The organism is Marinobacterium sp. MBR-109, from assembly GCF_040547565.1.
Lineage (GTDB): Bacteria > Pseudomonadota > Gammaproteobacteria > Pseudomonadales > Balneatricaceae > Marinobacterium.
This window is the reverse complement of the sequence record NZ_JBEPPZ010000013.1, coordinates 42873-67018: the sequence shown is the minus strand read 5'-3', so window position 1 is coordinate 67018 and position 24146 is coordinate 42873. Positions and strand designations below refer to the sequence as shown.

23 protein-coding genes and 2 CRISPR repeat arrays (1 of these 25 only partly in view) are annotated in these 24146 nt (G+C 59.4%); of the genes, 5 read left to right on the top strand and 18 right to left on the bottom strand.

The window, feature by feature from the left end; all coding sequences use genetic code 11:
• Positions 1 to 1779, top strand: a complete 1779-nt coding sequence (gene dxs / locus ABIE60_RS14535) for a 1-deoxy-D-xylulose-5-phosphate synthase (RefSeq protein ID WP_354470241.1) — start codon at positions 1 to 3, stop codon at positions 1777 to 1779.
• Here dxs and ribA read toward each other — a convergent pair whose 3' ends face one another.
• The 10 genes from ribA to glyA form a co-directional block, all read right to left on the bottom strand.
• The gene (gene ribA / locus ABIE60_RS14530; protein ID WP_354470240.1) at positions 1780 to 2388 is read right to left on the bottom strand and encodes a GTP cyclohydrolase II; all 609 of its coding nucleotides are present in this window, start codon (positions 2386 to 2388) and stop codon (positions 1780 to 1782) included.
• 52 nt (positions 2389 to 2440) lie between these two features.
• Complete coding sequence (locus tag ABIE60_RS14525) at positions 2441 to 2914, bottom strand: phosphatidylglycerophosphatase A family protein (protein WP_354470239.1); 474 nt, start codon at positions 2912 to 2914, stop codon at positions 2441 to 2443.
• Positions 2907 to 3884, bottom strand: coding sequence for a thiamine-phosphate kinase (thiL, locus tag ABIE60_RS14520; protein ID WP_354470238.1), 978 nt, complete (start codon positions 3882 to 3884; stop codon positions 2907 to 2909). The genes ABIE60_RS14525 and thiL overlap by 8 nt, the downstream gene beginning before the upstream one ends.
• Positions 3885 to 3900: 16 nt before the next feature.
• Positions 3901 to 4377: a transcription antitermination factor NusB gene (gene nusB / locus ABIE60_RS14515; protein ID WP_354470237.1), complete on the bottom strand. Its 477-nt coding sequence runs from the start codon at positions 4375 to 4377 to the stop codon at positions 3901 to 3903.
• 2 nt (positions 4378 to 4379) lie between these two features.
• On the bottom strand, positions 4380 to 4853 hold the full coding sequence (gene ribH / locus ABIE60_RS14510) for a 6,7-dimethyl-8-ribityllumazine synthase (RefSeq protein WP_354470236.1): 474 nt from the start codon (positions 4851 to 4853) through the stop codon (positions 4380 to 4382).
• 11 nt (positions 4854 to 4864) lie between these two features.
• Positions 4865 to 5983, bottom strand: coding sequence for a bifunctional 3,4-dihydroxy-2-butanone-4-phosphate synthase/GTP cyclohydrolase II (gene ribBA, locus ABIE60_RS14505; RefSeq protein WP_354470235.1), 1119 nt, complete (start codon positions 5981 to 5983; stop codon positions 4865 to 4867).
• A gap of 17 nt (positions 5984 to 6000) precedes the next feature.
• The gene (locus ABIE60_RS14500) at positions 6001 to 6669 is read right to left on the bottom strand and encodes a riboflavin synthase (protein WP_354470234.1); all 669 of its coding nucleotides are present in this window, start codon (positions 6667 to 6669) and stop codon (positions 6001 to 6003) included.
• A complete protein-coding gene (gene ribD, locus ABIE60_RS14495; RefSeq protein WP_354470233.1) occupies positions 6669 to 7814 on the bottom strand; it encodes a bifunctional diaminohydroxyphosphoribosylaminopyrimidine deaminase/5-amino-6-(5-phosphoribosylamino)uracil reductase RibD in 1146 nt (381 codons plus the stop codon). The genes ABIE60_RS14500 and ribD overlap by 1 nt, the downstream gene beginning before the upstream one ends.
• Positions 7807 to 8268: a transcriptional regulator NrdR gene (gene nrdR / locus ABIE60_RS14490; protein WP_354470232.1), complete on the bottom strand. Its 462-nt coding sequence runs from the start codon at positions 8266 to 8268 to the stop codon at positions 7807 to 7809. Before nrdR ends, ribD begins: the two co-directional genes overlap by 8 nt.
• Before the next feature lie 99 nt (positions 8269 to 8367).
• Positions 8368 to 9624 (bottom strand): serine hydroxymethyltransferase, encoded by a 1257-nt coding sequence (glyA, locus tag ABIE60_RS14485; RefSeq protein WP_354470231.1) that lies wholly within the window; start codon positions 9622 to 9624, stop codon positions 8368 to 8370.
• A gap of 242 nt (positions 9625 to 9866) precedes the next feature.
• Between glyA and ettA the strand changes: the two genes are divergently transcribed.
• Positions 9867 to 11525 carry an energy-dependent translational throttle protein EttA gene (gene ettA, locus ABIE60_RS14480; RefSeq protein ID WP_354470230.1) on the top strand — a complete coding sequence of 553 codons (1659 nt, stop codon included), beginning with the start codon at positions 9867 to 9869 and terminating at the stop codon, positions 11523 to 11525.
• 70 nt (positions 11526 to 11595) lie between these two features.
• On the opposite strand, the gene ABIE60_RS14475 is transcribed toward ettA, so the two are convergent.
• Positions 11596 to 12705, bottom strand: a complete 1110-nt coding sequence (locus ABIE60_RS14475) for a GGDEF domain-containing protein (protein ID WP_354470229.1) — start codon at positions 12703 to 12705, stop codon at positions 11596 to 11598.
• A 160-nt stretch (positions 12706 to 12865) separates the two neighbouring features.
• Between ABIE60_RS14475 and ABIE60_RS14470 the strand changes: the two genes are divergently transcribed.
• Positions 12866 to 13249, top strand: a complete 384-nt coding sequence (locus tag ABIE60_RS14470; RefSeq protein ID WP_354470228.1) for a PilZ domain-containing protein — start codon at positions 12866 to 12868, stop codon at positions 13247 to 13249.
• Here the strand turns inward: ABIE60_RS14470 and radA are convergent, their stop codons facing one another.
• Positions 13250 to 14623 carry a DNA repair protein RadA gene (radA, locus tag ABIE60_RS14465; protein ID WP_354470227.1) on the bottom strand — a complete coding sequence of 458 codons (1374 nt, stop codon included), beginning with the start codon at positions 14621 to 14623 and terminating at the stop codon, positions 13250 to 13252.
• A 138-nt stretch (positions 14624 to 14761) separates the two neighbouring features.
• On the opposite strand from radA, the gene ABIE60_RS14460 reads away from it, so the two are divergent.
• Complete coding sequence (locus ABIE60_RS14460) at positions 14762 to 16039, top strand: O-acetylhomoserine aminocarboxypropyltransferase/cysteine synthase family protein (RefSeq protein ID WP_354470226.1); 1278 nt, start codon at positions 14762 to 14764, stop codon at positions 16037 to 16039.
• Positions 16040 to 16097: 58 nt separating this feature from the next.
• Positions 16098 to 16640 (top strand): glutathione peroxidase, encoded by a 543-nt coding sequence (locus ABIE60_RS14455; RefSeq protein WP_354470225.1) that lies wholly within the window; start codon positions 16098 to 16100, stop codon positions 16638 to 16640.
• A 14-nt stretch (positions 16641 to 16654) separates the two neighbouring features.
• Here ABIE60_RS14455 and ABIE60_RS14450 read toward each other — a convergent pair whose 3' ends face one another.
• The 6 genes from ABIE60_RS14450 to ABIE60_RS14425 all read right to left on the bottom strand — a co-directional run bounded on the left by ABIE60_RS14450 (position 16655) and on the right by ABIE60_RS14425 (position 19808).
• A complete protein-coding gene (locus tag ABIE60_RS14450; protein WP_354470224.1) occupies positions 16655 to 17122 on the bottom strand; it encodes a methyltransferase family protein in 468 nt (155 codons plus the stop codon).
• A gap of 56 nt (positions 17123 to 17178) precedes the next feature.
• Positions 17179 to 17460: an MBL fold metallo-hydrolase gene (locus tag ABIE60_RS14445; RefSeq protein ID WP_354470223.1), complete on the bottom strand. Its 282-nt coding sequence runs from the start codon at positions 17458 to 17460 to the stop codon at positions 17179 to 17181.
• A gap of 8 nt (positions 17461 to 17468) precedes the next feature.
• A complete protein-coding gene (locus ABIE60_RS14440) occupies positions 17469 to 17876 on the bottom strand; it encodes a HEPN domain-containing protein (protein ID WP_354470222.1) in 408 nt (135 codons plus the stop codon).
• Positions 17873 to 18211 (bottom strand): nucleotidyltransferase domain-containing protein, encoded by a 339-nt coding sequence (locus tag ABIE60_RS14435; protein ID WP_354470221.1) that lies wholly within the window; start codon positions 18209 to 18211, stop codon positions 17873 to 17875. The genes ABIE60_RS14440 and ABIE60_RS14435 overlap by 4 nt, the downstream gene beginning before the upstream one ends.
• 107 nt (positions 18212 to 18318) lie before the next feature.
• Complete coding sequence (locus ABIE60_RS14430) at positions 18319 to 19056, bottom strand: SIR2 family NAD-dependent protein deacylase (RefSeq protein ID WP_354470220.1); 738 nt, start codon at positions 19054 to 19056, stop codon at positions 18319 to 18321.
• Between the two features lie 11 nt (positions 19057 to 19067).
• The gene (locus tag ABIE60_RS14425) at positions 19068 to 19808 is read right to left on the bottom strand and encodes a tellurite resistance TerB family protein (protein ID WP_354470219.1); all 741 of its coding nucleotides are present in this window, start codon (positions 19806 to 19808) and stop codon (positions 19068 to 19070) included.
• A gap of 279 nt (positions 19809 to 20087) precedes the next feature.
• Positions 20088 to 22989: direct repeats of the CRISPR family, unit length 29 nt; unit sequence CGGTTGATCCCCGTGCCTACGGGGAACGC.
• 91 nt (positions 22990 to 23080) lie between these two features.
• Positions 23081 to 24146: a CRISPR direct-repeat array (repeat unit 29 nt; unit sequence CGGTTGATCCCCGTGCCTACGGGGAACGC); it runs 676 nt beyond the window's last position.

Genomic DNA, 24146 nt, shown 5'->3' with positions numbered 1-24146 from the left:
ATGTTCAGCCAGATTCCTGACCAACGGCCCGACACTGCGCTGCTGGATCACATTCAGTCGCCAACCGAGCTGCGCCGGCTTAGCCGCACCGAATTGCCTGAATTGGCACGGCAACTGCGTGCTTTTCTGCTCTGGTCCGTGGGCCAGACTGGTGGCCATTTCGGTGCGGGTCTTGGCGTTGTCGAGCTGACCATTGCACTGCACTACCTGCTCAACACTCCGGATGACAGCCTGATCTGGGATGTGGGCCACCAGAGTTATCCACACAAGATTCTGACCGGTCGGCAAGAGCAGATGCGCAGCATGCGCCAGAAAGGGGGTCTGTCCCCATTTCCAAAACGCTCGGAGAGCCCGTTCGACTGTTTCGGTACCGGCCACTCCAGCACTTCGATCAGCGCGGCGCTGGGAATGGCGCTGGGCCACCGGCTGCAGGGACAAAATCGACGCACCGTGGCCGTCATCGGTGATGGTGCCATGACGGCTGGCATGGCATTCGAAGCGTTGAATCATGCCGCCCACACCGGTGCCGACCTGCTGGTCATCCTGAACGACAACGACATGTCGATCTCGCGCAACGAAGGCGGTCTGGCAAGCTATCTGGCACGCAACCTGAAACAGAAAATGGATGGCCCCGTCACCGCCGCCCTGTTCAAGGCACTGGAGTTCAACTACGCAGGCCCGGTCGACGGGCATGATTTCAGCCTGCTGCTGCCGGCGCTGGAACAATCACTGCAACGCTCAGGCCCACAGCTGCTGCATGTCATCACCCGAAAGGGAAAGGGGTTTGCACCCGCCGAAGCCGACCCGGTGGGCTACCATGCCCTGACCAAGATCGAGCCGCTGGCTGCAGCCGACAACACCCCCAAACGCCCCAAATACTGCAACCTGTTTGGCCGCTGGCTGGCAGAGACCGCAGCTCGGGACTCACGTCTGGTCGGCATCACCCCGGCCATGCGCGAAGGCTCAGACCTGATCGAGTTCTCCGAGCGCTTCCCCGAGCGCTATTTCGATGTTGCCATCGCCGAGCAACATGCCGCAACGCTGGCGGCCGGCTTCGCCTGCAGCGGTATGAAGCCGGTACTGGCAATCTACTCCACCTTTTTCCAGCGCGCCTGGGATCAGATCGTACATGATGTCGCGATTCAGGAGCTTGACCTGCTGCTGGCGATCGACCGGGCAGGACTGGTCGGTGAAGATGGTGCCACTCATGCCGGTTGCTTTGATATCGCGGCGCTGCGTTGCCTGCCCGGTATGCTGCTGATGACACCAGCCGATGAGACCGAGCTGGAAGCGATGCTGACATTGGGCTATCGGTACCCGGGCCCTGCCGCGGTTCGCTACCCCCGTGGCAGTGCTGCATTGCCACAGACAGACGAGACCGCTGCACTGGATGTTGGCAAAAGCCGATTACTGCGCAGGGGCAAACAGGTGGCACTGCTCAATTTTGGCCCATTGCTGGACAGTGCACGGCAGGTAGCCGACACGAATGGCTATACATTGGTAGACATGCGCTTTGTGAAACCGCTGGACAGCGGCATGGTCGCGCAATTGGCAGATGAGCATGAACTGCTGGTCACGCTGGAGGATCATGCCATTCAGGGGGGCGCAGGATCAGCGGTAGCCGAGTTCTGCAGCGAAGCAGCCCTTGCGACAGAGCTGCTGCTGTTGGGCATACCGGACCGCTGGATCAGTCACGCCAGTCGCAGCGAGCAGCTGGCCGAGTGCGGTCTGGATGCGCCCGGTATCGAAACCGCGATCCGGCAGCGCCTGCAGAGCTAGTTATTCATCCTTGAAATGGTGTTCGGTCATCATGTGACCGAGCTTGCCCATCTTGGTCTGCAGATAGCTTTCGTTGTGGCGGTTCTTGCCGACCTGCAGCGGCACACGCTCTGACACGTTAACACCGTATTTCTCCAGTGCCGCCACCTTGCGTGGATTGTTGGTCATCAGTTTGACTGCCCTGATGCCCAGATGCTCCAGCATCGGTTCACACATGCTGTAGTCGCGCATATCCGCGGCAAAGCCCAGCTGCTCGTTGGCCTCCACCGTATCGGCACCGCCATCCTGCAGATGATACGCCTTGATCTTGTTCAGCAGACCAATCCCCCGGCCCTCCTGGCGCAGATACAGCAGTACACCCTTGCCCTCTTCCGCAATGCGCTTGAGTGCTTCCTGCAGCTGGAAGCCACAGTCACAGCGCAGGCTGAACAGCGCATCGCCGGTCAGACACTCGGAGTGAATACGAGCCAGTACCGGCTCGTCACCGGCCACGTCACCGAACACCAGCGCGACATGCTCTTTCCCGGTGGCGGGGTCTTCAAAACCCACCATGGTAAATACCCCCCAGGGGGTTGGCAGCCGCGAATCGGCTACATACTGAACTGACACCTTGGTTGTTTCCTCTGCAAATTCTTGTTCTCAGGGTGCGGCGGGCAGCGGCTCAAAACAGCCAGATAATGCCCTGCAGCACCAACGCGGCCATGATTCCGGCCAGCACATCATCCAGCATGATGCCCAGTCCACCATGCACATGGCGATCCACCGGGCCGATCGGCCAGGGCTTCCAGATATCGAACAGGCGAAACAGAATAAAGCCCGCCAGCGCCCAGATCCAGTCGACCGGTACCGCGATCATGGTAATCCAGTAGCCGACAAACTCGTCCCAGACAATGCCGCCGTGGTCATGTACGCCAAGATCCCGAGATGTACGCCCACACAGCCAGATCCCGATCACAAAGGCGACCAGCACCAACAGCAGATAGATCGTCAGCGGGGTCTGTGCCATCAGATACCAGAGTGGCACCGCCGCCAGCGTTCCCGCTGTACCCGGCGCCTTGGGGGAAGCTCCACTGCCGAGACCAAAAGCCAGAAAATGGACCGGGTTTCGCCACACTGAGGCGGGTGCCTTATTCATCTTCACTCCTGAAATGATCCCAACTGCCGGGCAAATCGCCCAACATTGTCGCCCCTGCCTGCAGTACCTGAAGGCCTGTATCAGTGGTTATTTCACCGACATCGGTCAGGCGGATACCCAGCGCTTGTGCCGTTTCCAGACACGCCGACAGCTGCCCGACCGGCACCGTCAGGCAAAGCTCAAAGTCTTCGCCACCGGCCAGTGCCCAGTCTTGCGCCTGCTGTGGATAAAGCTGCTGCAGGGCGGATGAGAGGGGCAATTGATCGGCCTGCAATCGTGCTCCCACCCCGGAAGCGTCGAGGATATGGCCCAGATCACCCAGCAGACCATCTGAGACATCAATTGCCGCATGTACCTGTTCACGCAGGCTCTGGGCCAACTCAAGCCGCGGTTCGGGACGGTAGAAACGTTGTCTCAACTGCTCAACCGGTTCTGACTCTGCGTTCAAGGGCAGCGGTTGCAGCAGCGTTTCCAGACCGCCCCGGCTGTCCCCCAGGGTACCACTGACCAGAATGCGATCACCGGGAACAGCACCACTGCGCAGCCACGCCTGCCCCTTGGGCACCAGCCCATGCACTTGTGCACTGAGGACGCAGACCGGGCCACGGGTGGTGTCCCCTCCCACCAAGGCAATACCCAGCTCACTGCAGCGTCGAGACAGTCCGCGCGAGAACGCCAGCAGCCAGCTTTCATCCGCCAGCGGCAGGGTCAGGGCCAGCGTGAGCCAGGCGGGGGTTGCGGCCATCGCCGCCAGATCACTGACCGCGGCTCCCACAAGGCGCTCGGCCAGTTGTGCGGGCGCGGTATCGGGCAAAAAATGCACGCCCTCCACCAGCGTATCGATCGACACCACCAGCTGCTGGCCTGCAGGCACCTCCAGTACGGCACAGTCATCACCAATGCCGTTGATGACACCTGCACCGGCTTGCTCCTGCATGAAGCAGCGGCGGATCAGCTCGAACTCACCCACGCGGATCTGTCATCGTTCAGTCGGCAGCACGCCGAGCACGAATTTCAGCCGCACGCACGCGCTGGGCCAGCTTGTCGAGAATGCCGTTGACGTACTTGTGGCTTTCCGTGGCACCGAACACCTTGGCCAGCTCAACGCTCTCGTTGATCGCCACACGATAGGGCACCTGCAAACGGTGAATCAGCTCGTAGGCACCGATGCGCAGTACGCTCAGTTCAACCGGGTCAAGATCGGTCAGCGGCCGGTCAAGAAACGGACGATAGGCCTCATCCAGATCCTTGCTGCCAGACGTCACACCGCGCAGCAGCTCAGAAAACAGCTGCACATCGGTTCGGGTCATGTCGTTATCGACCCGAAACTGAGCCTCGATCTCATTGGCACTCTGACCCGCCATGGACCACTGATACAGTGCCTGCAGCGCGAAGCTGCGTGCACTGCGGCGCATTTCGGTCAGGTTGGGCTTGTCCTTTTTACTCGGCGTGGAGTCGTTCATGCTCAAACCTCAAGCTGACGCATCAGGCTGACCATTTCCAGCGCTGACAGTGCGGCTTCCGCTCCCTTGTTACCGGCCTTGGTACCGGAACGCTCAATCGCCTGTTCGATGGAATTCACGGTCAGGATGCCGTTGGCCACGGGAATATCGTAGTCCATGGACACCTGGGCCACGCCCTTGGAGCTCTCTGACGAGACGTACTCAAAGTGCGGCGTACCGCCACGGATCACGGCACCCAGTGCGATAATGGCGTCGTCCTGCTTCTGCTGAGCAACACGCTTGACTGCCAGCGGGATCTCGAACGCGCCCGGTACACGGATGACACGGATGTTGTCTTCAGAGACACCGTGACGCACCAGCGCATCGATGGCACCGTCCAGCAGGCTTTCAACCACGAACGCGTTGAAGCGGCCAACCACAATTGCATACTTGCCGTCGGCGCTCACGAAGTCGCCTTCAAATACTTGTACTGTCATAGACTTGTCCATCAATCCTCGTAGGGGATGTACTCTTCGATCTCCAGATCAAACCCGGAGATCGCGTTGAATTTCATCGGTGAACTGAGCAGGCGCATTTTGTGCACACCCAGATCCCGCAGAATCTGTGAGCCGGTACCCACGGTCATGTAGGCACCGGAGGCACTGACATTGACCTTGGAGCGGGTACGATCGGCGTTGAGCAGGGTTTCGATCGCCTCGCCCAGATCGACACGGGTGTCCTTGTCGATCAGCAGCACCACGCCCTTGCCCTCATTCGCCACACGCTCCAGCGCACGGCGCATGGTCCATTTCACCTCCGGGCCACGGCGCACGCCGACCACATCGCGCAACACTTCAGTACGGACATGGACGCGCACCAGCGTGGACTCGTTCGGGTCGATGTCGCCCTTCACCAGCGCAAGGTGGGTGCAGTTCTGAATTTCGTCACGATAGCTGACATAGCGGAACTCACCAAATTCGGTCGGCAACATACCCTCGCCCACACGCTCGACCGTATGCTCATTGCGGGTACGGTAGTGGATCAGATCCGCGATGGTACCGATCTTGATGCCGTGCTTGGCGGCGAACTTTTCCAGATCGGGGCGACGCGCCATGCTGCCGTCTTCGTTGATGATCTCAACAATGACCGACGCCGGCGCAAAACCTGCCAAACGTGCCATATCGCAACCGGCTTCCGTATGGCCGGCACGGCTGAGCACGCCACCAGGCTGGGCCATCAACGGGAAAATATGCCCCGGCTGAACGATATCTTCCGGCTGAGCATCACTCTTGACGGCCGCGTGTACGGTAACCGCACGATCAGCTGCCGAAATACCGGTGGTCACACCCTTGGCGGCTTCAATCGACAGCGTGAAGTTGGTCGAAAAGGCGGCACCGTTGTTTTGCACCATCAGCGGCAACTTGAGCTGCTCACAGCGCTCGCGGGTAAGGGTCAGGCAGACCAGACCGCGGGCGTGGGTGATCATGAAGTTGATGTCTTCCGGACGCACGCACTGGGCGGCAATCACCAGGTCACCTTCATTCTCGCGATCTTCGTCATCCATCAGGATGACCATCTTGCCCTGGCGGATATCTTCGATCAGTTCTTCAGTTGTATTCAGCTGCATAGTCCTCTCCCGCCGCATCAGCGACGCATGAATCCGTGTTGGGCCAGCATCGCCAGTGTCAGGCCGCCCGCTGTCTCGTCCTCAGCCTGTGGAGCCGCGGCTCCGATCAGGCGTTCAAGATAGCGAGCAATGATATCCACCTCCAGGTGGACCCGACGACCGGCGCTGTAGCGGTCGATAATCGTTTCCTGTGCCGTGTGCGGCACGATATTGAGCCAGAAGCAGTCGCCATCGAGGCTGTTGACGGTGAGGCTAACCCCATCCACTGTGATCGAGCCCTTGGCAGCCACATAACGCTGAATGGATAGCGGCATACGGATTTTCAGCTGCACCGAACGGGCATCATCCGCACGCTCCAATACTGTACCCACGGCATCCACATGACCGGTGACAATATGCCCGCCCAGACGGCTGTCGGGGCGCAGCGCTTTTTCCAGATTGACCGCCTCACCCGGCTCCAGCTCTTCAAAACGCGAGTGGGCCAGGGTTTCCAGCGATACATCCGCGATAAAGCCATCACCGGGCAGCTCAACAGCGGTCAGGCAGACACCGTTGGTGGCGATGCTGTCGCCCAGCTTCACATCGCCAAGGTCCAGCGTGCCGGTGCGAACATACAGCCGCATGTCGCCACCGATCATGCGTTTGTCGGCAATCTCACCGATCGCTTCGATAATTCCGGTAAACATCAGTTGTGCTCTCCACCACAGCTCAAGGTCAGACGCAGGTCATCCCCCAGCATGCGGCTATCGATCAGTTTCAGCCGCTGCTGCTGTGCCATACGATCCAGGGACAGCTCCAGCAGTGGGCGGGCTTCGCTGCCCAGCAGGGTGGTCGCCATATACAGCACCAGTTCATCCACCAGCTCGGCCTGCAGCGCAGCACCGGCAAGGGTCGCACCACACTCCAGCAGCAGTTCATTGCACTGGTATTCCGCGGCAAGCAGAGACAGCAGTGCGCTCAGATCCACCCGCCCCTCAGCGCCCGGCAGACTCAGTATCCGCGCCCCGGCCTGGACCAGAGCGGCGGCGCGAGGATGATCCTGCGACAGTGCGGTGGCAATCAAAATCTCGCCGGGCAGGTTCAGCAGTTGTGCCCCTGCCGGCAGACGCAGCTGGCTGTCCAGTACCACTCGCAACGGCTGACGGGCCGCCGCCTGTTCAGCCAGCTCGGGCGACAGCCCCAGCTCAGCGGCACGAACCGTCAGTGAGGCGTTATCATGTAAGACGGTTTCTACGCCGGTGACAATGGCTGAGCTGCGCGCGCGCAGGCGCTGCACATCGGCACGAGCGGCGGCACCAGTGATCCATTGTGACTCGCCGCTGCGCATGGCCGTACGTCCATCCAGACTAGCCGCCAGCTTCAGCCGAACAAAGGGACGCCCTCGCCCCATTCGGCTGATAAAGCCGGGGTTGAGCCGGCGAGCCTGTAGCTCCAGCAGCCCCGAGGCCGTGTCGATCCCTGCGGCGGCAATGCGCGCCAGCCCTTGCCCCGCCACCAGCGGATTGGGGTCCTGCATGGCCACAACAACCCGGGCCACGCCTGCCTTTACCAGTGCATCCGCACAGGGCGGGGTACGGCCATGATGACTGCAGGGCTCCAGTGTGACATAGGCGGTAGCACCCTCAGCCTGTTCACCGGCCATACGCAGGGCATGTACTTCGGCATGAGGTTCACCTGCCTTCAGGTGAGCGCCTTCACCGACCACAACACCATCACGCACCAGCACACAGCCGACGCGCGGATTGGGGTCCGTGGTGTACAGTCCCTGCTCCGCCAGTTGCAGCGCATACGCCATGTAACGATGATCGTCGCCGCTGAAGTGATCAGTCATGCTCCGCTCCAGACAGGCGCTCGATCTCTTCACGGAATTCGTTGATATCCTGGAAACTGCGATAGACCGAGGCAAAGCGCACATAGGCGACCTGATCCAGCTTGCGCAGCTCAGCCATGACCGCCTCACCCACTTCCCGCGAGGGCAGCTCACGCTCACCAGTGGCACGGAGGCGCTGCTTGATGCGAGTGATGCAGGCTTCGATCTCTTCGATACTGACCGGCCGTTTTTCCAGCGCCCGCTGAATACCGGCACGCAGCTTTTCTTCGTCAAAGGGCTGGCGCGAGCCATCGGTCTTGATGACGCGCGGCATCAGCAGTTCGGCCGCTTCGTAGGTGGTAAAACGCTCATGGCAGCTGATGCATTCGCGCCGCCGTCGGATCTGCTGCCCCTCGGCCACCAGCCGGGAGTCGACAACTTTGGTTTCATGGGTGCCACAAAACGGACAGTGCATGGGTTGCCTCAGCGAAAGAGCGTTTCCCCGAAGGGTCAAGGAGGGGGACAGACCCCAAACAAAAAGGGCGGCCGCAGCCGCCCCTGCTATTCTACCGGCTTACTTGTAAACCGGGAAGCGGGCACAGATTTCCTGCACCTGGCCCTTCACACGTGCAATGGTGTCTTCATTGCTGATGTCGTCAAGGATATCGCAGATCCAGTTCGCCAGCTGTGTCACTTCCTCTTCCTTGAAGCCGCGACGGGTCACTGCCGGGGTGCCGATACGCAGACCGGAGGTCACGAACGGCGACCGCGGATCATTCGGCACGGAGTTCTTGTTTACGGTGATGTTGGCACGGCCCAGGGCAGCGTCCGCATCCTTGCCGGTGATATCCTTGTTGATCAGGTCAACCAGGAACAGGTGGTCTTCAGTACCGCCGGACACGATGTTGATGCCACGATCCAGGAATACCTTGGCCATGGCCTGAGCATTCTTGACGACCTGAGCCTGATAGGCTTTCCACTCCGGCTCCATCGCTTCCTTGAAGCAGACAGCCTTGGCCGCGATGACGTGCATCAGCGGGCCGCCCTGGGATTCAGGGAATACGGCGAAGTTCAGCTTCTTCTGCAGATCTTCATCAGCATTGGCAGAGAGGATCAGGCCGCCACGCGGGCCACCCAGCGTTTTGTGAGTGGTGGTAGTGACAACATCAGCGAAGGGCAGCGGAGTCGGATAAACACCTGCCGCAACCAGACCGGCGATGTGTGCCATGTCGACGAACAGGTAGGCACCGACCTTGTCGGCGATTTCACGGAAACGCGCCCAGTCCACGATCTGGGAGTAGGCCGAGAAGCCGGCCACGATCATCTTCGGTTTGTTCTCAACCGCCAGACGTTCGACTTCGTCGTAGTCGATGGCACCGGTTTCAGTGTTCAGGCCGTACTGAACCGCCTTGTAGATGCGGCCAGAGAAGGAAACGGCAGCACCGTGGGTCAGGTGACCACCATGGGCCAGACTCATGCCCAGCACGGTATCGCCCGGCTGGCACAACGCCATGTACACGGCAGCATTGGCCTGGGAGCCGGAGTGCGGCTGGACGTTGGCATAGGTCGCACCGAACAGTTCCTTGGCACGCTCGATCGCCAGTTCTTCAACCACGTCGACGTATTCGCAACCGCCGTAGTAACGCTTGTGGGGGTAGCCTTCAGCATACTTGTTGGTCAGGACCGAGCCCTGAGCTTCCATCACACGCGGGCTGGTGTAGTTCTCGGAAGCGATCAGTTCGATGTGCTCTTCCTGACGCGTCGCTTCGGACTGCATCGCAGCGAACAGATCCGGATCAAAACTGGCGATAGACATATCTTTGCTAAACATTGCTGTCCCCTGAAATGGCAAAAGTAGCGGCAAAGTCGGCGCAGGTAGTGATGGACTGACCTGTAGCTGCCTCGAAAAAGATGCGCATTATAGTCTAAAAATCATACGGAAGGCACATGAAAAGGGGTCAGTCCATAACGCAAAAGTTTCATTCAGCTCATCTCGCCCTGCAGCAAATGGCATTCGCTTTCGGCCACAGGTAGAATCTGGCTGTTTTTTAACCCCAATCGACAGGCATATTGATGGCTCAGTACGTATTTACGATGAACCGAGTGGGCAAAGTGGTACCGCCCAAGCGTGAAATCCTCAAGGATATCTCTCTGTCCTTCTTCCCCGGCGCCAAGATCGGTGTGCTTGGCCTGAACGGTGCCGGTAAATCCACCCTGCTGCGGATCATGGCGGGTGTCGACAAGGACTACACCGGCGAAGCGCGCCCCATGCCCAACATGAAAGTGGGCTATCTGCCGCAGGAACCGGAGCTGGACGACAGTAAGACCGTACGCGAAGTGATCGAGGAAGCTGTCTCCGACGTCAAGAACGCCCTGGCCGAGCTGGATCAGGTCTATGCCGCCTACGCCGATCCGGATGCGGACTTCGACGAATTGGCCAAGAAGCAGGCCGAGCTGGAAAATCTGATCACTGCAAAGGACGGTCACAACCTGGATCAGGCACTGGAGCGCGCCGCCGATGCCATGCGCCTGCCGCCCTGGGATGCGAAGGTCGAGCACCTCTCCGGTGGTGAGCGCCGCCGTGTCGCCCTTTGCCGCCTGCTTCTCGACCACCCGGACATGCTGCTGCTGGACGAACCGACCAACCACCTGGATGCCGAATCAATCGCCTGGATCGAGCGCTTCCTGCAGGAATACACCGGTACCGTGGTGGCGATCACCCATGACCGTTACTTCCTCGACAACGCCGCCGGCTGGATTCTGGAACTGGACCGCGGCCACGGCATCCCCTGGGAAGGCAACTACTCCAGCTGGCTGGAGCAGAAGGAAGCCCGCCTTGAACAGGAATCCAAGTCCGAGGCCTCACACCGCAAGGCGATGAAAGCCGAGCTGGAGTGGGTACGTCAGGGAGCCAAGGGGCGTCAGACCAAGTCCAAGGCGCGTCTGAAAGCATTTGAAGAGATGAATTCGCGCGAGTTCCAGCAGCGCAACGAAACCCAGGAGATCTACATTCCGCCGGGGCCGCGTCTGGGCGACAAGGTGATCGAGCTGCACAACGTCACCAAGTCCTACGGCGACAAGCTGCTGTTCGAGAACCTGAACCTTGCCATCCCGCCGGGTGCCATTGTCGGTATTATCGGTCCCAACGGTGCCGGTAAGTCGACCCTGTTCCGCATGCTGACCGGGGAAGAGAAGCCGGATTCCGGCGAGATCGAGATCGGCTCCACCGTGCAGCTGTCCTGCGTCAATCAGTCCCGTGAGCTGAACGGCAACAACACCGTGTTCCAGGAAATTTCCGACGGTCAGGACATTATCACCGTAGGCAATTACCAGACCCCGGCCCGCGCCTACTGTGGACGCTTCAACTTCAAGGGCTCCGACCAGCAGAAGTTCGTCAAGGATCTGTCCGGCGGCGAGCGCAACCGTCTGCACATGGCGAAGCTGTTGAAAGAAGGCGGCAATGTACTACTGCTGGACGAACCGACCAACGACCTGGATATCGAGACCCTGCGTGCGCTGGAAGAAGCGCTGCTGGCCTTCCCCGGCTGTGCCGTGGTGATCTCGCATGACCGCTGGTTCCTCGACCGTATCTGTACTCACATCATCGCCTATGAGGGTGACTCCAACGTGGAGTTCTTTGAAGGCAACTACAGCGAGTACGCCGAGGACTACAAGCGCCGCTACGGCAAGGACCATCAGCCGGAGCGGATCAAGTACCGCCGCATGAGCTGATCCGCGTCTTATACAAAAAGGGCCGCTGCCAGAGTGTCTGCCAGCGGCCCTTTTTCATTATGGCTGTGCTTTATGCGTCCTGCTCAACCCCTGTTGCATCACCCGCCAGACAGTAACGGTCCCGCCCCGTATCCTTGGCTTTATACAGTGCCTCATCAGCCCGCTGAAGTACCGCAGAGCGATCTTCCCCCGCCAGCAAGGTGGCAATACCAATACTGGTCGTAAAGCTGACCTCTTCACCGGTCGGGACTTTCAACCGAGTCTGGTGGCAGGCGTTGCGGATCTGCTCAGCCAGCTCAATCGCCTGTTGCTGATCAGTATCCGGCAGCGTCAACAGAAACTCCTCACCGCCAAAACGCCCGGCCAGATCCGTCTTGCGCTTGGCGTGATCCTTCAGAATGCGGGCAAACTGTTTCAATACGATATCACCGGCTGCATGGCCATGGTTGTCGTTGAAACTTTTGAACTTGTCCAGATCGAACAGCAGCACGGTCAACGGCGCGTGATTGGCATGCGCATCCTCGATATCACCATCAAGCTGATCCATCACCTGACGCCGGTTGGCCAACCCGGTAAGCGGGTCACGCGTGGCCTGGCGATAGAGAATCAGCAGCATGCTGAGCTGATTGACCGATGCCCAGCCCGCGATCAGCCCCAGCACCGCTAACAACCAGAGATCATTCAGCCCCGGCACCAGTCCAAACTTGCCGCTCCATAACTGGGTGACCAGCTCCACCAGCAGCACGAACGTGGCAAACCCGGCCACTTCAAATATGGTCAGCGGGAAAATCGCCAGCATGGTGATGATCATGAAGGGGAAAAAGGCATACCCCGCCAGCACCTCCGAAGCAAAGCCTTGCTGCACCAGAACGGTATTGCTCCAGGTCTGGAACAGCGTGAGGACCAGTACCAGCAATAACAGTCGAATCAAGGAGACTTCAAGCCTGTAAGGGTGGGAACACCAAATGGCCAATAGCAGACAGCATGCACTGGCGGCGATACGGCCGTAGGCAATGGTGCTGCTGACCGCCTCCGGCAGCAACAGCCAGTCGATCAGAATCCAGCCGCTCTGCAACACCATCAGAATCAGGGCGATGAGACGCACGCGCGTGAAGAGATGGTGACTGCGCGTATGGTTGAAGTAGCGCGAGTGTCGCCCCGCTCTCAGCAGATCATTCATGACTTCGAACATACCTCGCCTCGATTACTGTCTGTTACAGGATACGCCAGCCTAGCGGAAGCTGTCACAGGTCATATTGATCTGGGGCAGCCGGGCTCCACAATGTTGGCAGAGTGTAATACCATGCCTGAAGCAACTTCGATCAGCGAGGATTCCGAGCGTGAATACCAATAACGAACGCCGCCGTTTTACCCGCATCCCCTTTGACGCCGAGTGCGAACTGCACAGCGACAAGGGTTCGGCCGTGGTGCAGCTGGTCGACATCTCCCTCCGAGGCGCCCTGGTTGAATCAAACCACCCCCTGCCTGTCGGCATGAACGACCACGTCAAACTGCATCTGTATCTGGCCAATGACATCCTGATCGAAATTCCGGCCATGCTCACCCATGCCCAGCCCCCCCAATATGGTTTCACCGCCGGCGAAATGGAGATCGACAGCATCACCCACCTGCGCCGGCTGGTTGAGTTGAACCTGGGTGACGAAGCACTGCTGGAGCGCGAGCTGGAACAGCTGCTGTCAGATGACGAGGACGCTCAGGCCTGATCAGATCGCATCCAGCGCTTCCGACAGGGTTTTGACCCCGACCACTTCCATACCACTGAGCGGCTCACGCGGCACATTCGCCAACGGCACGATTGCTCGCTTGAAGCCATGCTTGGCCGCTTCACGAATTCGCTCCTGACCATTGGGCACCGGTCGTATCTCACCGGACAGCCCAACCTCACCAAACACCATCAGCTCCTGCGACAGCGGCCGATCACGGAAACTGGACACAATCGCCAGCAACAGTGCCAGGTCAGCGCTGGTCTCCAGCACCTTGACCCCGCCCACCACGTTGACGAATACATCCTGATCCCCTGTCATCAAGCCACCATGACGGTTCAGCACCGCCAACAGCATCGCCAGACGATTCTGATCCATCCCTACCGCCACGCGACGCGGGTTGGACAGGTGCGAAGTATCCACCAGTGCCTGCAACTCAACCAGCAGAGGCCTTGTCCCCTCCCACACCACCATCACCACGCTGCCGGGGCTGGGCTCGCTGCCACGGCTGAGAAAAATGGAGCTGGGGTTCTTCACCTCTTTCAGGCCGTTTTCCAGCATGGCAAACACGCCCAGCTCGTTGACGGCACCGAAACGGTTCTTGTGGCTGCGCAGGGTACGGAAACGGCTATCGGATGAGCCCTCCAGTTGCAGCGAACAGTCGATCATGTGCTCCAGCACCTTGGGACCGGCCAGCGAGCCGTCCTTGGTCACATGCCCGACCAGAAACAGAACAGTGCCGGTCTGCTTGGCATAGCGGGTCAGAAACGCGGCACTTTCGCGCACCTGTGATACCGAGCCCGGTGCCGACTGCACATCAGTCACATGCATCACCTGAATGGAGTCGATCACCATCACCTTCGGCTGCAGTTCATTAGCCAGGTCACAGATCGTTTCCACCGAGGTTTCCGACAGCATCTGCAGCTGGTCCGCTTTCAGCCCCAATCGAGACGCGCGCATCGCCACCTGCTGCAGCGACTCTTCACCCGTGATGTACAACGCCGGCATATGTGCCACCAGATGACACATGGTCTGCAGCAGCAGGGTACTTTTGCCCGCCCCCGGGTGGCCACCGATCAACACCGCCGAGCCCGGCACCAGTCCACCGCCGAGCACCCGATCCAGCTCACTGCTGCCACTGGAAAAACGCGGCATCTCTTCCAGTGCCACCTCACTGAGCGTGACCACCTTTTTCTGCTTGCCGGCACCACCGGCATAACCTTCAAACCGGCTGCTGCGGGCACCACCGGCATCCGAGCCAAGACGCACTTCAGTGATGGTATTCCAGGCCCCGCAGGCGTTGCACTGCCCCTGCCACTTGCGGTAGTCGGCGCCGCAATCATTGCAGACAAAGGCGGTTTTCGGTTTGGCCATCGGGGTGTCTCCTGAAGCGTTAGGGTTTACACTGAGCGTCTGTTTACGTGGACTCGATTGTAGCAAGCGGCGGTGTCTCGGGTCAGCCTCGGCACCCGGACACCGCCGCCGGATCAAAACAACAAGGAACCAATCCCAATGAAACTGGAAACACTCGCTCTGCATGCCGGTTATGAGACTGACCCGACCACCAAGTCAGCGGCCGTACCCATCTACCAGACCACCTCCTATGCATTCGATGATGCCCAGCACGGTGCCGACCTGTTCGACCTTAAGGTGCCGGGCAACATCTACACCCGCATCATGAACCCCACCAACGATGTGCTGGAAAAGCGTGTCGCGGCACTGGAAGGCGGAATCGCGGGGCTGGCTGTTGCATCCGGCATGGCGGCCATCACCTACACGGTGCAGACACTGGCCGAAGTGGGTGACAACATTGTATCGACCAGCGAACTGTACGGCGGCACCTACAACCTGTTCGCGCACACCCTGCCGCGTCAGGGTATTGAGGTACGCTTCGTCAACAAGGATGATTTCGCCGGGCTGGAAAGCAAGATCGATGCACGCACCAAGGCGATCTACTGCGAGTCGGTTGGCAACCCCTCCGGCGGTATCGCCGACATCGAAAAGATGGCCGAAATCGCGCACCGTCACGGTGTACCGCTGGTGGTGGACAACACCGTTCCGAGCCCGTCACTCTGGCGCCCGATTGAACAGGGTGCCGATATCATCGTGACCGCCGCCACCAAATATATCGGTGGCCACGGTACCACCATCGGCGGCGTGATTGTCGATTCCGGCAAATTCCCCTGGGCCGAGAACAAGGAACGCTTCCCGCTGCTGAACCAGCCGGATGTGTCCTACCACGGGGTGGTCTACACTGAAGCATTCGGCCCGGCCGCCTTTATCGGCCGCGCCCGCGTGGTGCCGCTGCGCAACATGGGCGCGGCCCTGTCGCCGATGAACGCTTTCATGCTGCTGCAGGGCCTGGAAACCCTTTCGTTGCGTATGGAGCGCATCTGTGAGAACACCCAGAAAGTGGCCGAGTATCTGGAAAACCATCCGGATGTGACCTGGGTGAACTATGCCGGTCTGCCCAGCCACAAGGATTACGCCCTGGCGCAGAAGTATATGGGCGGCAAGGCATCCGGGATTCTCAGCTTTGGTCTCAACTCAGGCCGCGAGGGCACGCGCAAGTTCTACGATGCGCTGCAGATCTTCCTGCGTCTGGTGAACATCGGTGACTGCAAGTCGCTGGCTTCCATTCCGGCCGAGACCACGCACCGCCAGCTGAATGACGCAGAACTGAAATCCGCCGGTGTTTCACCGGAGATGGTGCGCCTGTCGATCGGCATCGAGCACATTGACGACCTGATCGCCGATCTGGATCAGGCACTGGCTCAGGCCCACAACTGATCTGACACTCTGAACCGGACAGCCGGCGCACACGTAAGTGTCAAAAACGGAGAACAACATGAAACGTTTACTGACAACTCTGTGTGCCCTGCTGTTCGGCCATGCCGCTTCGGCTTCAGAGCCCGACACGGATACCCTCTATAACCACCAGCTCAAGCGATTGCATTCAGCCGAGATGGTTGATTTGCGCGAACGCTTTGCCGGCAAACCCATGTTGGTGATCAACACCGCCAGCTTCTGCGGCTTTACCGGCCAGTTTGAAGGACTGGAAGCACTGCATCAGCGCTACAAGGATCAGGGCCTGATGGTCGTTGGCTTTCCCTCTGACGACTTCAATCAGGAAGCCGGGGAAGAAGCCAAAAGCGCTGAAGTCTGCTTCGTCAATTATGGCGTGACCTTCGACATGTTCAGCCCGATCCACGTCAAGGGCGACAATGCCCACCCCCTCTTTCGCGAGATCGCCCGCCAGAGTGGCACACCGCCGCGCTGGAACTTCTACAAGTATGTGATCGACCGTGATGGCAAAGTCACGGCGGCGTTTTCGAGCATGACGTCACCGGACAGCGATAAGCTTAGAAAGGCGATTGAAGCTGTTCTTTGAGGCTTTCAGACCAGCTAGATCCAGCGTCTTGTTGCACGACAGTATGCCTCATACTCATCACCAAACAGCTCCTTCAGCACCCGCTCTTCCGGCCGGATCTGGAACCGTGTGATATACGCCACAAACCCCGCCAGCCAGAGCGGCGACAGCAGGTGCCCGAGCTGCAGCATCCATGCGGTCAGCAACAGCAGCAGTGACAGATACATCGGGTTGCGGCTGAGCCTGAACACGCCGTAGGCCACCAGACAGCGGGTCTTTTCCGGGCAGTGCGGATGCACCGTGGTGCGCGCACGAAAGCAATGCAATACCGCCAGGGTACCGATCACACCGGCCAGCACCACCGGGACCAGGACCCAAGGCAGCGGTAACTGAAACAGCCTCCCGCCCGGCCATAGCCAGATACTCAGCCAACCGAGCCCGGCCGCGGCCAGCATCACCACTGGTGGCGGGATCAGCAGCTCAAGCGGGTGTTGTTTGCGCATGCTTTATTCCTTATTCGATACAGTGTGATTCGACCGTTGATCTCTGCCCTGCTCGCTCAACAGAGATACTTCACCGTTGCGGGCGATGGTGTAGGGTTTAACTGACAGGATACTAACAGCCCCGGCAGACCATAGCAGTTATCGCCATGCACATGGGTGGTCTGGATCGTCTGCAGCTGCAGTAGCGTCAGATGCGTGCGCTGCAACTGATGCTGGGGCTCTTCACCGCAGTCCACCAGCACCCACTGCCGCCCCTGCTCGGGCTGGATGGCGGTAGCACTGACATTGCGCTGTCGGGTGGGAGCACCGGATGAGGTGCCGAGAAAGGTGAGTTGCATGGGCGAGCTCAACCCTTGTTCTGTAAGCAGATCTCGCGCAGGGTATCCAGAAAAACGACCGCCTGCTCGACCAGCAGTTCGGCGTCCGGGCGCTCGACTGCCTCACCGTTATAGTCCGCAATCAAACGGGTCTCATGCGCACGGTTGAGCATACGACCGATATCTTTTGGAACGATGTCATTTTTAACCAGATGTAATCCGAAAGCTCCTATCAAGCCACTGTGTGTCCTCGTGACATTGGGATCAATGGATGCATTTGTAGCCAACAAGGCAGCGCGGGCGGCACTGAACATGGCATAGTAAGCACGATTGGCAGCACCATCAAAGTCACCCGTTTCAAGTAACAGCCTGGCCGAACGCAAAGCTCTCGATGCCTTGGCCAACAGCACGTCTGCAGCCAACTCCTTTTCTCTCAAATCCGTACTCCATCACGCTCTATATTGTGCAACAACGCCGGGTTCGAATAGTTCTCCGGATGTGCCCATTCATCAGACCAGATGGGCAACGGAGAAATGAGCACGCCGGTCTCAAGCAGTACATCAAAAGCGATATCCGCCATTTCCAGTTTGACTGGCAGTAAGCGTTGGTGGTCGCCACGCAATAGAACTGCCACATCTGCATCGCTGTCAGTACGGTGAGTACCGCGTGCACGACTGCCGTAAACCAACACATCCGCAATATCATAGCGATCGGAAATTATCGCCACAAAGCGTTTTACGGCTGTTTCGGTTGCCGAATCAATGCGCCTCATATCAGCCTCATCTTGGGTACCCACTACAACGTCAATTCTTTACTGCTTCCAGCTTAGGTGCAAAGGGCCTGGCAGTCCATCCACCTCTATACTTCTGCACCCGGGTGTTACGAGTTGAACCAGCACTCAATCCACTTGCGCACAGGTGAGCCCGCACTGAACGCCTCCACTGCACCCATGCGGCAATGCTCGGTATAGGGCTTCAGACCCGGGCCGAGCAGACGGTCATAGGGGCAGGTGTCTGTCGGATCAATATAGAGTATGGTCGCTGCGCCGTTGCTGCCACTGTAGGCTTCAAGGCAGAACTGAACGACCGTCTCGCTGCTGCCAACCACCAGTACCAGATCATGCCGAGTCAGCGACTGCATCAGCGTAAACAGATCACGGTAGACCGGGGCCACTTCACCAAAGAACACCACATTGGGCTTGAACTGTGGCGGATGGGCCGCATGATCAAACGCCTCATAGCCGATCGGCAGCACAGCACCTTCGGCCAGGTTAACCAGCTCCAACAGATTGCCATGGATATGCACCACCTCGGGGCTGCCGGCACGTTCGTGCAGATCATCCACGTTTGTCGTCATCAAGTGCACCTGATCGCCATACCGTTGCTGCAGCTCGGCAATCGCTTGATGCGCGGCATTCGGCTCTACCCCCTGCAACGCCGTGCGACGGGCATTGTAGAAGGCATGCACAAGGTCGTAATTCTGTTCAAAGGTGTCGATATGGCAAACATCTTCAATGCGGTGGTTATGCCAGAGGCCATCCGGCCCGGTACGAAAGGTGGGCACACCGGACTCGGCGGAGACACCGGCGCCGGTAAAAATGATCAAACGTTTGGACATGTTGACCTGCTTCATGACCCGTTAACGGTATTCAGAACCTGCCGCTCCAGCTCGGCTGCCAGTGCCGGTTCGAGCTGCAGTGCGGTTGCCAACTGGTTGAGCCAGGCCCGTTCCATGGGGTTCTGCTCATCAATGATCGCCACACTGACGGCATAGATTTCACGTCTGGCCTGCGGAGAATCGGCACTGCGCGCCAGCGCATCGGCATCCAGCGGCGCATCAAACTGCTGCTGAATCCAGGCATGCAGTTCATCATCCGGCCCCAGGCTTTCGATTTTACTGGTCAGCAAAGCGCGCTCGGCCGCATCAACATGACCGTCTGCACGGGCGGCCATGATCATGGCCTGCAGTATCTCCAGCCCACGCCGCTCCTGATCCGGCCCCTGCAACTGTTCAAGCGGCTGCCCTTCCGGCTGGTTGTCGGCTGCTGTACTCGCTGCCGATGCCGGCGACTGGGACTGATAGTTCTGATACGCCTTCCACGCCAGCACGCCCACCCCGGCCAGCGCACCATACTTCAGCGCTTTGCCACCCATTTTGCGACCACGCTTGGACCCCACCAGCAGCCCCAGCGCACCGCCACCGAGCAAGCTCTTCATATCGATACCACCGACACCACTGCCGCTGGAACCGCCCTTGAACTGCGAAGCCAGCTGGCCAACCATGTGGTTAACGTCACTGCCCCCGGCAGAACCGCCCTGACCACCGGAGGCCTGGTTCATCAGTTGCTTCAGAATAGACATGGCATTCATAGGCTTTGCGCGAGAGCCCCGTTCCGGCCTGACTGTTGGCCTGAAGTACGGGGTGGGATAGCACGGGGTTGGGCCCCACCTGTTCTCGCTCCTCCCTTTTGGCTTGCTATCTTGGGTTGGGGTTTGTAATGGTATGTGGATACACCGGCTGTTGCGATTTATCAACTGCCAAAGCAGAAACAGTACTGATATGGGAAATACTCTCGGGCGCTTGGGGAGAAGACTGCTCTCATCCCTATGGATACTCACCCGTTGGCCACTAATCGAATTCCGCAAGGGTGGTTGATCCCCGTGCCTACGGGGAACGCGCTGACGGCCAACCTCAGCTGCAACAGTTGAGCCGGTTGATCCCCGTGCCTACGGGGAACGCACTTGCACGAGGAGTTCAGGCGAAACCATTTACGGTTGATCCCCGTGCCTACGGGGAACGCGAGATTCACATTCACCACCTGCACCTGCTCACCGGTTGATCCCCGTGCCTACGGGGAACGCTTTATATCAGGTATTCTCGGAAGGATTGATCACGGTTGATCCCCGTGCCTACGGGGAACGCCGCTGGATGATCTGGGCGATCTGGTGCAGATGCGGTTGATCCCCGTGCCTACGGGGAACGCATGCCATCGATGCCGGTGGCGCAGCGGCAACACGGTTGATCCCCGTGCCTACGGGGAACGCAGAGAGACGCTGCCATCTCATCAGCGCCAACACGGTTGATCCCCGTGCCTACGGGGAACGCCGCTCTTGCTGCGGCTCTTCCACCGTTACGGCCGGTTGATCCCCGTGCCTACGGGGAACGCGATAACCTCCCGCAATTGCCGGATATGCAGCGCGGTTGATCCCCGTGCCTACGGGGAACGCTAATTGTAATCACGCCAGATACTGAAGCCGATCGGTTGATCCCCGTGCCTACGGGGAACGCTCCAGCACAGCCAGCCGTTGTTCGGCGGATAGCGGTTGATCCCCGTGCCTACGGGGAACGCCTGCACTGGGGTGGTTCGCTGTTGTCTGGTGTCGGTTGATCCCCGTGCCTACGGGGAACGCAACTCGCATAGTTGTGCTGTGCATATAGACGCCGGTTGATCCCCGTGCCTACGGGGAACGCGGTATCTATGCAGCGCATAGTTTTGCCAATGTCGGTTGATCCCCGTGCCTACGGGGAACGCTTATTGATCAGGATAGAGGTAAACTGGCGAGTCGGTTGATCCCCGTGCCTACGGGGAACGCATCGAAAACAAAGGTGCCGCCAGCGCTGCCACCGGTTGATCCCCGTGCCTACGGGGAACGCCGAATACTGGAAGGTAGGCGATGGCGTTACCGCGGTTGATCCCCGTGCCTACGGGGAACGCTTTCACCGGTGCTGGTGATGGTGTTGTTGATGCGGTTGATCCCCGTGCCTACGGGGAACGCGCCTGCTGAATTCTCGCGCGCCAGCAGCCCGCCGGTTGATCCCCGTGCCTACGGGGAACGCGAATGAAGCGCCTGAAGCTGACCATGTTTTTACGGTTGATCCCCGTGCCTACGGGGAACGCTAGGCCCGTTGAGGTAACTTCACCTGATTATACGGTTGATCCCCGTGCCTACGGGGAACGCCCCTGCACACCGCGTAGGAGCTGGCTGGATCGCGGTTGATCCCCGTGCCTACGGGGAACGCGCATGCAAAACTTCGGTTCCGTATCTCTATCAGCGGTTGATCCCCGTGCCTACGGGGAACGCATCCACGTCGATCCGTGCAACGTGTTCATCCTCGGTTGATCCCCGTGCCTACGGGGAACGCTCCATGTCTGCCAGTCGTGCGTTTTCCAGCAGCGGTTGATCCCCGTGCCTACGGGGAACGCTCATACCACGGCAACCTGTATTTCGATGAGCTCGGTTGATCCCCGTGCCTACGGGGAACGCGGATTCAAACCGCTGGACCAGCTGCTTCAGTGCGGTTGATCCCCGTGCCTACGGGGAACGCAATACCTGGTTGCCGGACAGCTTGGCGGTTTCCGGTTGATCCCCGTGCCTACGGGGAACGCTTTGAAAAGTACATATGTCAATCTCCTCAGAACGGTTGATCCCCGTGCCTACGGGGAACGCATGGATCGGAGCGCCAGCACCAGATTCCAGCGCGGTTGATCCCCGTGCCTACGGGGAACGCGCAGGCACTAACCGAGAGGTAGAGCATCGTCCACGGTTGATCCCCGTGCCTACGGGGAACGCGCCACTGATCTGCAGCGCACGATCGAGATCATCGGTTGATCCCCGTGCCTACGGGGAACGCTCATCCTTATCGAAGGTGAACCGATAACTGCGCGGTTGATCCCCGTGCCTACGGGGAACGCTCCCGGAGTACGCAAGGCGAAAGCCCCGTCCACGGTTGATCCCCGTGCCTACGGGGAACGCGAATTCGGCTGGGCCGTTTGCTCTGACTGGTGCGGTTGATCCCCGTGCCTACGGGGAACGCTGGGCCTGGCTACCGAAGAGCACGGCGCACGCCGGTTGATCCCCGTGCCTACGGGGAACGCGCTGCGAGCAATTCAAAAAAGCGGTTGCAGATTACGGTTGATCCCCGTGCCTACGGGGAACGCAAACCACGTCACTGAGTTGATCTGCTCGATCTCGGTTGATCCCCGTGCCTACGGGGAACGCGTTGCATGATGCCGGTCACGGTTTCGGTGTGGCGGTTGATCCCCGTGCCTACGGGGAACGCATTGCAAGAAGAGAAAGGGATGCAATAGCTGGCGGTTGATCCCCGTGCCTACGGGGAACGCTTTTTATCCTGTATCGAAATGACGCGCCGGGGCGGTTGATCCCCGTGCCTACGGGGAACGCCCGATCAGCACGACACAACCTCCGAGCATGGCCGGTTGATCCCCGTGCCTACGGGGAACGCTTTATCCGACTCCACCCCTCCCGACATTCGAGCGGTTGATCCCCGTGCCTACGGGGAACGCTGCAATCGTAAAGCTGCACAGGTAGCAGGCTACGGTTGATCCCCGTGCCTACGGGGAACGCGCACGAGGAGTTCAGGCGAAACCATTACGCGGCCGGTTGATCCCCGTGCCTACGGGGAACGCCTCAGTCATTTGTGCCGGAGCCGGTGGGGCCGCGGTTGATCCCCGTGCCTACGGGGAACGCTTGTGCCAGGATGTCTAAATGATATCAAAAGGCGGTTGATCCCCGTGCCTACGGGGAACGCCTGAAGGCGCGTACAAACACAAAAACAAGGCCCGGTTGATCCCGTGCCTACGGGGAACGCACATCCAGAGGATCGCCGATGGATTCACGGTACGGTTGATCCCCGTGCCTACGGGGAACGCTTACAAGGGAGAGGCCGCCTGATGTTCCGACACGGTTGATCCCCGTGCCTACGGGGAACGCATCCCCGAACTGTTCCTGCTGGCCCTGATGCTCGGTTGATCCCCGTGCCTACGGGGAACGCGGCGGTGCTGTAGTGCTCATTACAGCCTGTGTCGGTTGATCCCCGTGCCTACGGGGAACGCCTTTTTTCGGCCTGCTGGCACTGGCATGGGCTCGGTTGATCCCCGTGCCTACGGGGAACGCGCAGACAGCGGCAACCAGCTCACGGTTATCAGCCGGTTGATCCCCGTGCCTACGGGGAACGCCAGAGTTCTGTGAATTAGACGCATAAATACCAGCGGTTGATCCCCGTGCCTACGGGGAACGCCATAGCATCATAATCAACGGGATCTGACGGGACGGTTGATCCCCGTGCCTACGGGGAACGCCCGGTCGCTCTAAAGATGGTCGCATCCAAGCACGGTTGATCCCCGTGCCTACGGGGAACGCCGATGGTTCGCTTGACTCGTGTGGACATTGCCCGGTTGATCCCCGTGCCTACGGGGAACGCGTAATCAACGGGATCGAGAGGGTTTTCAGGATCGGTTGATCCCCGTGCCTACGGGGAACGCTTGGAATGGATGGTGATTCAGCTGATCCAAACCGGTTGATCCCCGTGCCTACGGGGAACGCATAAACGTCCTGTATTGAATAGGCATTAAACCCGGTTGATCCCCGTGCCTACGGGGAACGCCATTTCTTTTCTCCCATCATCACCGGATCAATCGGTTGATCCCCGTGCCTACGGGGAACGCATCGTACAGTTCAGACCAGTTATCGGAGGTCACGGTTGATCCCCGTGCCTACGGGGAACGCAGGTGCCAGCTTTAAGATTTCTGATACTGGAACGGTTGATCCCCGTGCCTACGGGGAACGCCATTGACGCACTAAGGGAAAAGCAAAAACTACCGGTTGATCCCCGTGCCTACGGGGAACGCCTCCTCGCTGTAGTCGTTGCCGTTGTGATCTCCGGTTGATCCCCGTGCCTACGGGGAA

Coding starts and splice junctions, on each gene's coding strand:
- dxs (WP_354470241.1), top strand. CDS start 1: ATGTTCAGCCAGATTCCTGACCAACGGCCCGACACTGCGCTGCTGGAT.
- ABIE60_RS14525 (WP_354470239.1), bottom strand. CDS start 2,914: ATGAATAAGGCACCCGCCTCAGTGTGGCGAAACCCGGTCCATTTTCTG.
- nusB (WP_354470237.1), bottom strand. CDS start 4,377: ATGAACGACTCCACGCCGAGTAAAAAGGACAAGCCCAACCTGACCGAA.
- ribH (WP_354470236.1), bottom strand. CDS start 4,853: ATGACAGTACAAGTATTTGAAGGCGACTTCGTGAGCGCCGACGGCAAG.
- ribBA (WP_354470235.1), bottom strand. CDS start 5,983: ATGCAGCTGAATACAACTGAAGAACTGATCGAAGATATCCGCCAGGGC.
- ABIE60_RS14500 (WP_354470234.1), bottom strand. CDS start 6,669: ATGTTTACCGGAATTATCGAAGCGATCGGTGAGATTGCCGACAAACGC.
- ribD (WP_354470233.1), bottom strand. CDS start 7,814: ATGACTGATCACTTCAGCGGCGACGATCATCGTTACATGGCGTATGCG.
- nrdR (WP_354470232.1), bottom strand. CDS start 8,268: ATGCACTGTCCGTTTTGTGGCACCCATGAAACCAAAGTTGTCGACTCC.
- glyA (WP_354470231.1), bottom strand. CDS start 9,624: ATGTTTAGCAAAGATATGTCTATCGCCAGTTTTGATCCGGATCTGTTC.
- ettA (WP_354470230.1), top strand. CDS start 9,867: ATGGCTCAGTACGTATTTACGATGAACCGAGTGGGCAAAGTGGTACCG.
- ABIE60_RS14475 (WP_354470229.1), bottom strand. CDS start 12,705: ATGAATGATCTGCTGAGAGCGGGGCGACACTCGCGCTACTTCAACCAT.
- radA (WP_354470227.1), bottom strand. CDS start 14,623: ATGGCCAAACCGAAAACCGCCTTTGTCTGCAATGATTGCGGCGCCGAC.
- ABIE60_RS14460 (WP_354470226.1), top strand. CDS start 14,762: ATGAAACTGGAAACACTCGCTCTGCATGCCGGTTATGAGACTGACCCG.
- ABIE60_RS14455 (WP_354470225.1), top strand. CDS start 16,098: ATGAAACGTTTACTGACAACTCTGTGTGCCCTGCTGTTCGGCCATGCC.
- ABIE60_RS14450 (WP_354470224.1), bottom strand. CDS start 17,122: ATGCGCAAACAACACCCGCTTGAGCTGCTGATCCCGCCACCAGTGGTG.
- ABIE60_RS14445 (WP_354470223.1), bottom strand. CDS start 17,460: ATGCAACTCACCTTTCTCGGCACCTCATCCGGTGCTCCCACCCGACAG.
- ABIE60_RS14435 (WP_354470221.1), bottom strand. CDS start 18,211: ATGAGGCGCATTGATTCGGCAACCGAAACAGCCGTAAAACGCTTTGTG.
- ABIE60_RS14430 (WP_354470220.1), bottom strand. CDS start 19,056: ATGTCCAAACGTTTGATCATTTTTACCGGCGCCGGTGTCTCCGCCGAG.
- ABIE60_RS14425 (WP_354470219.1), bottom strand. CDS start 19,808: ATGAATGCCATGTCTATTCTGAAGCAACTGATGAACCAGGCCTCCGGT.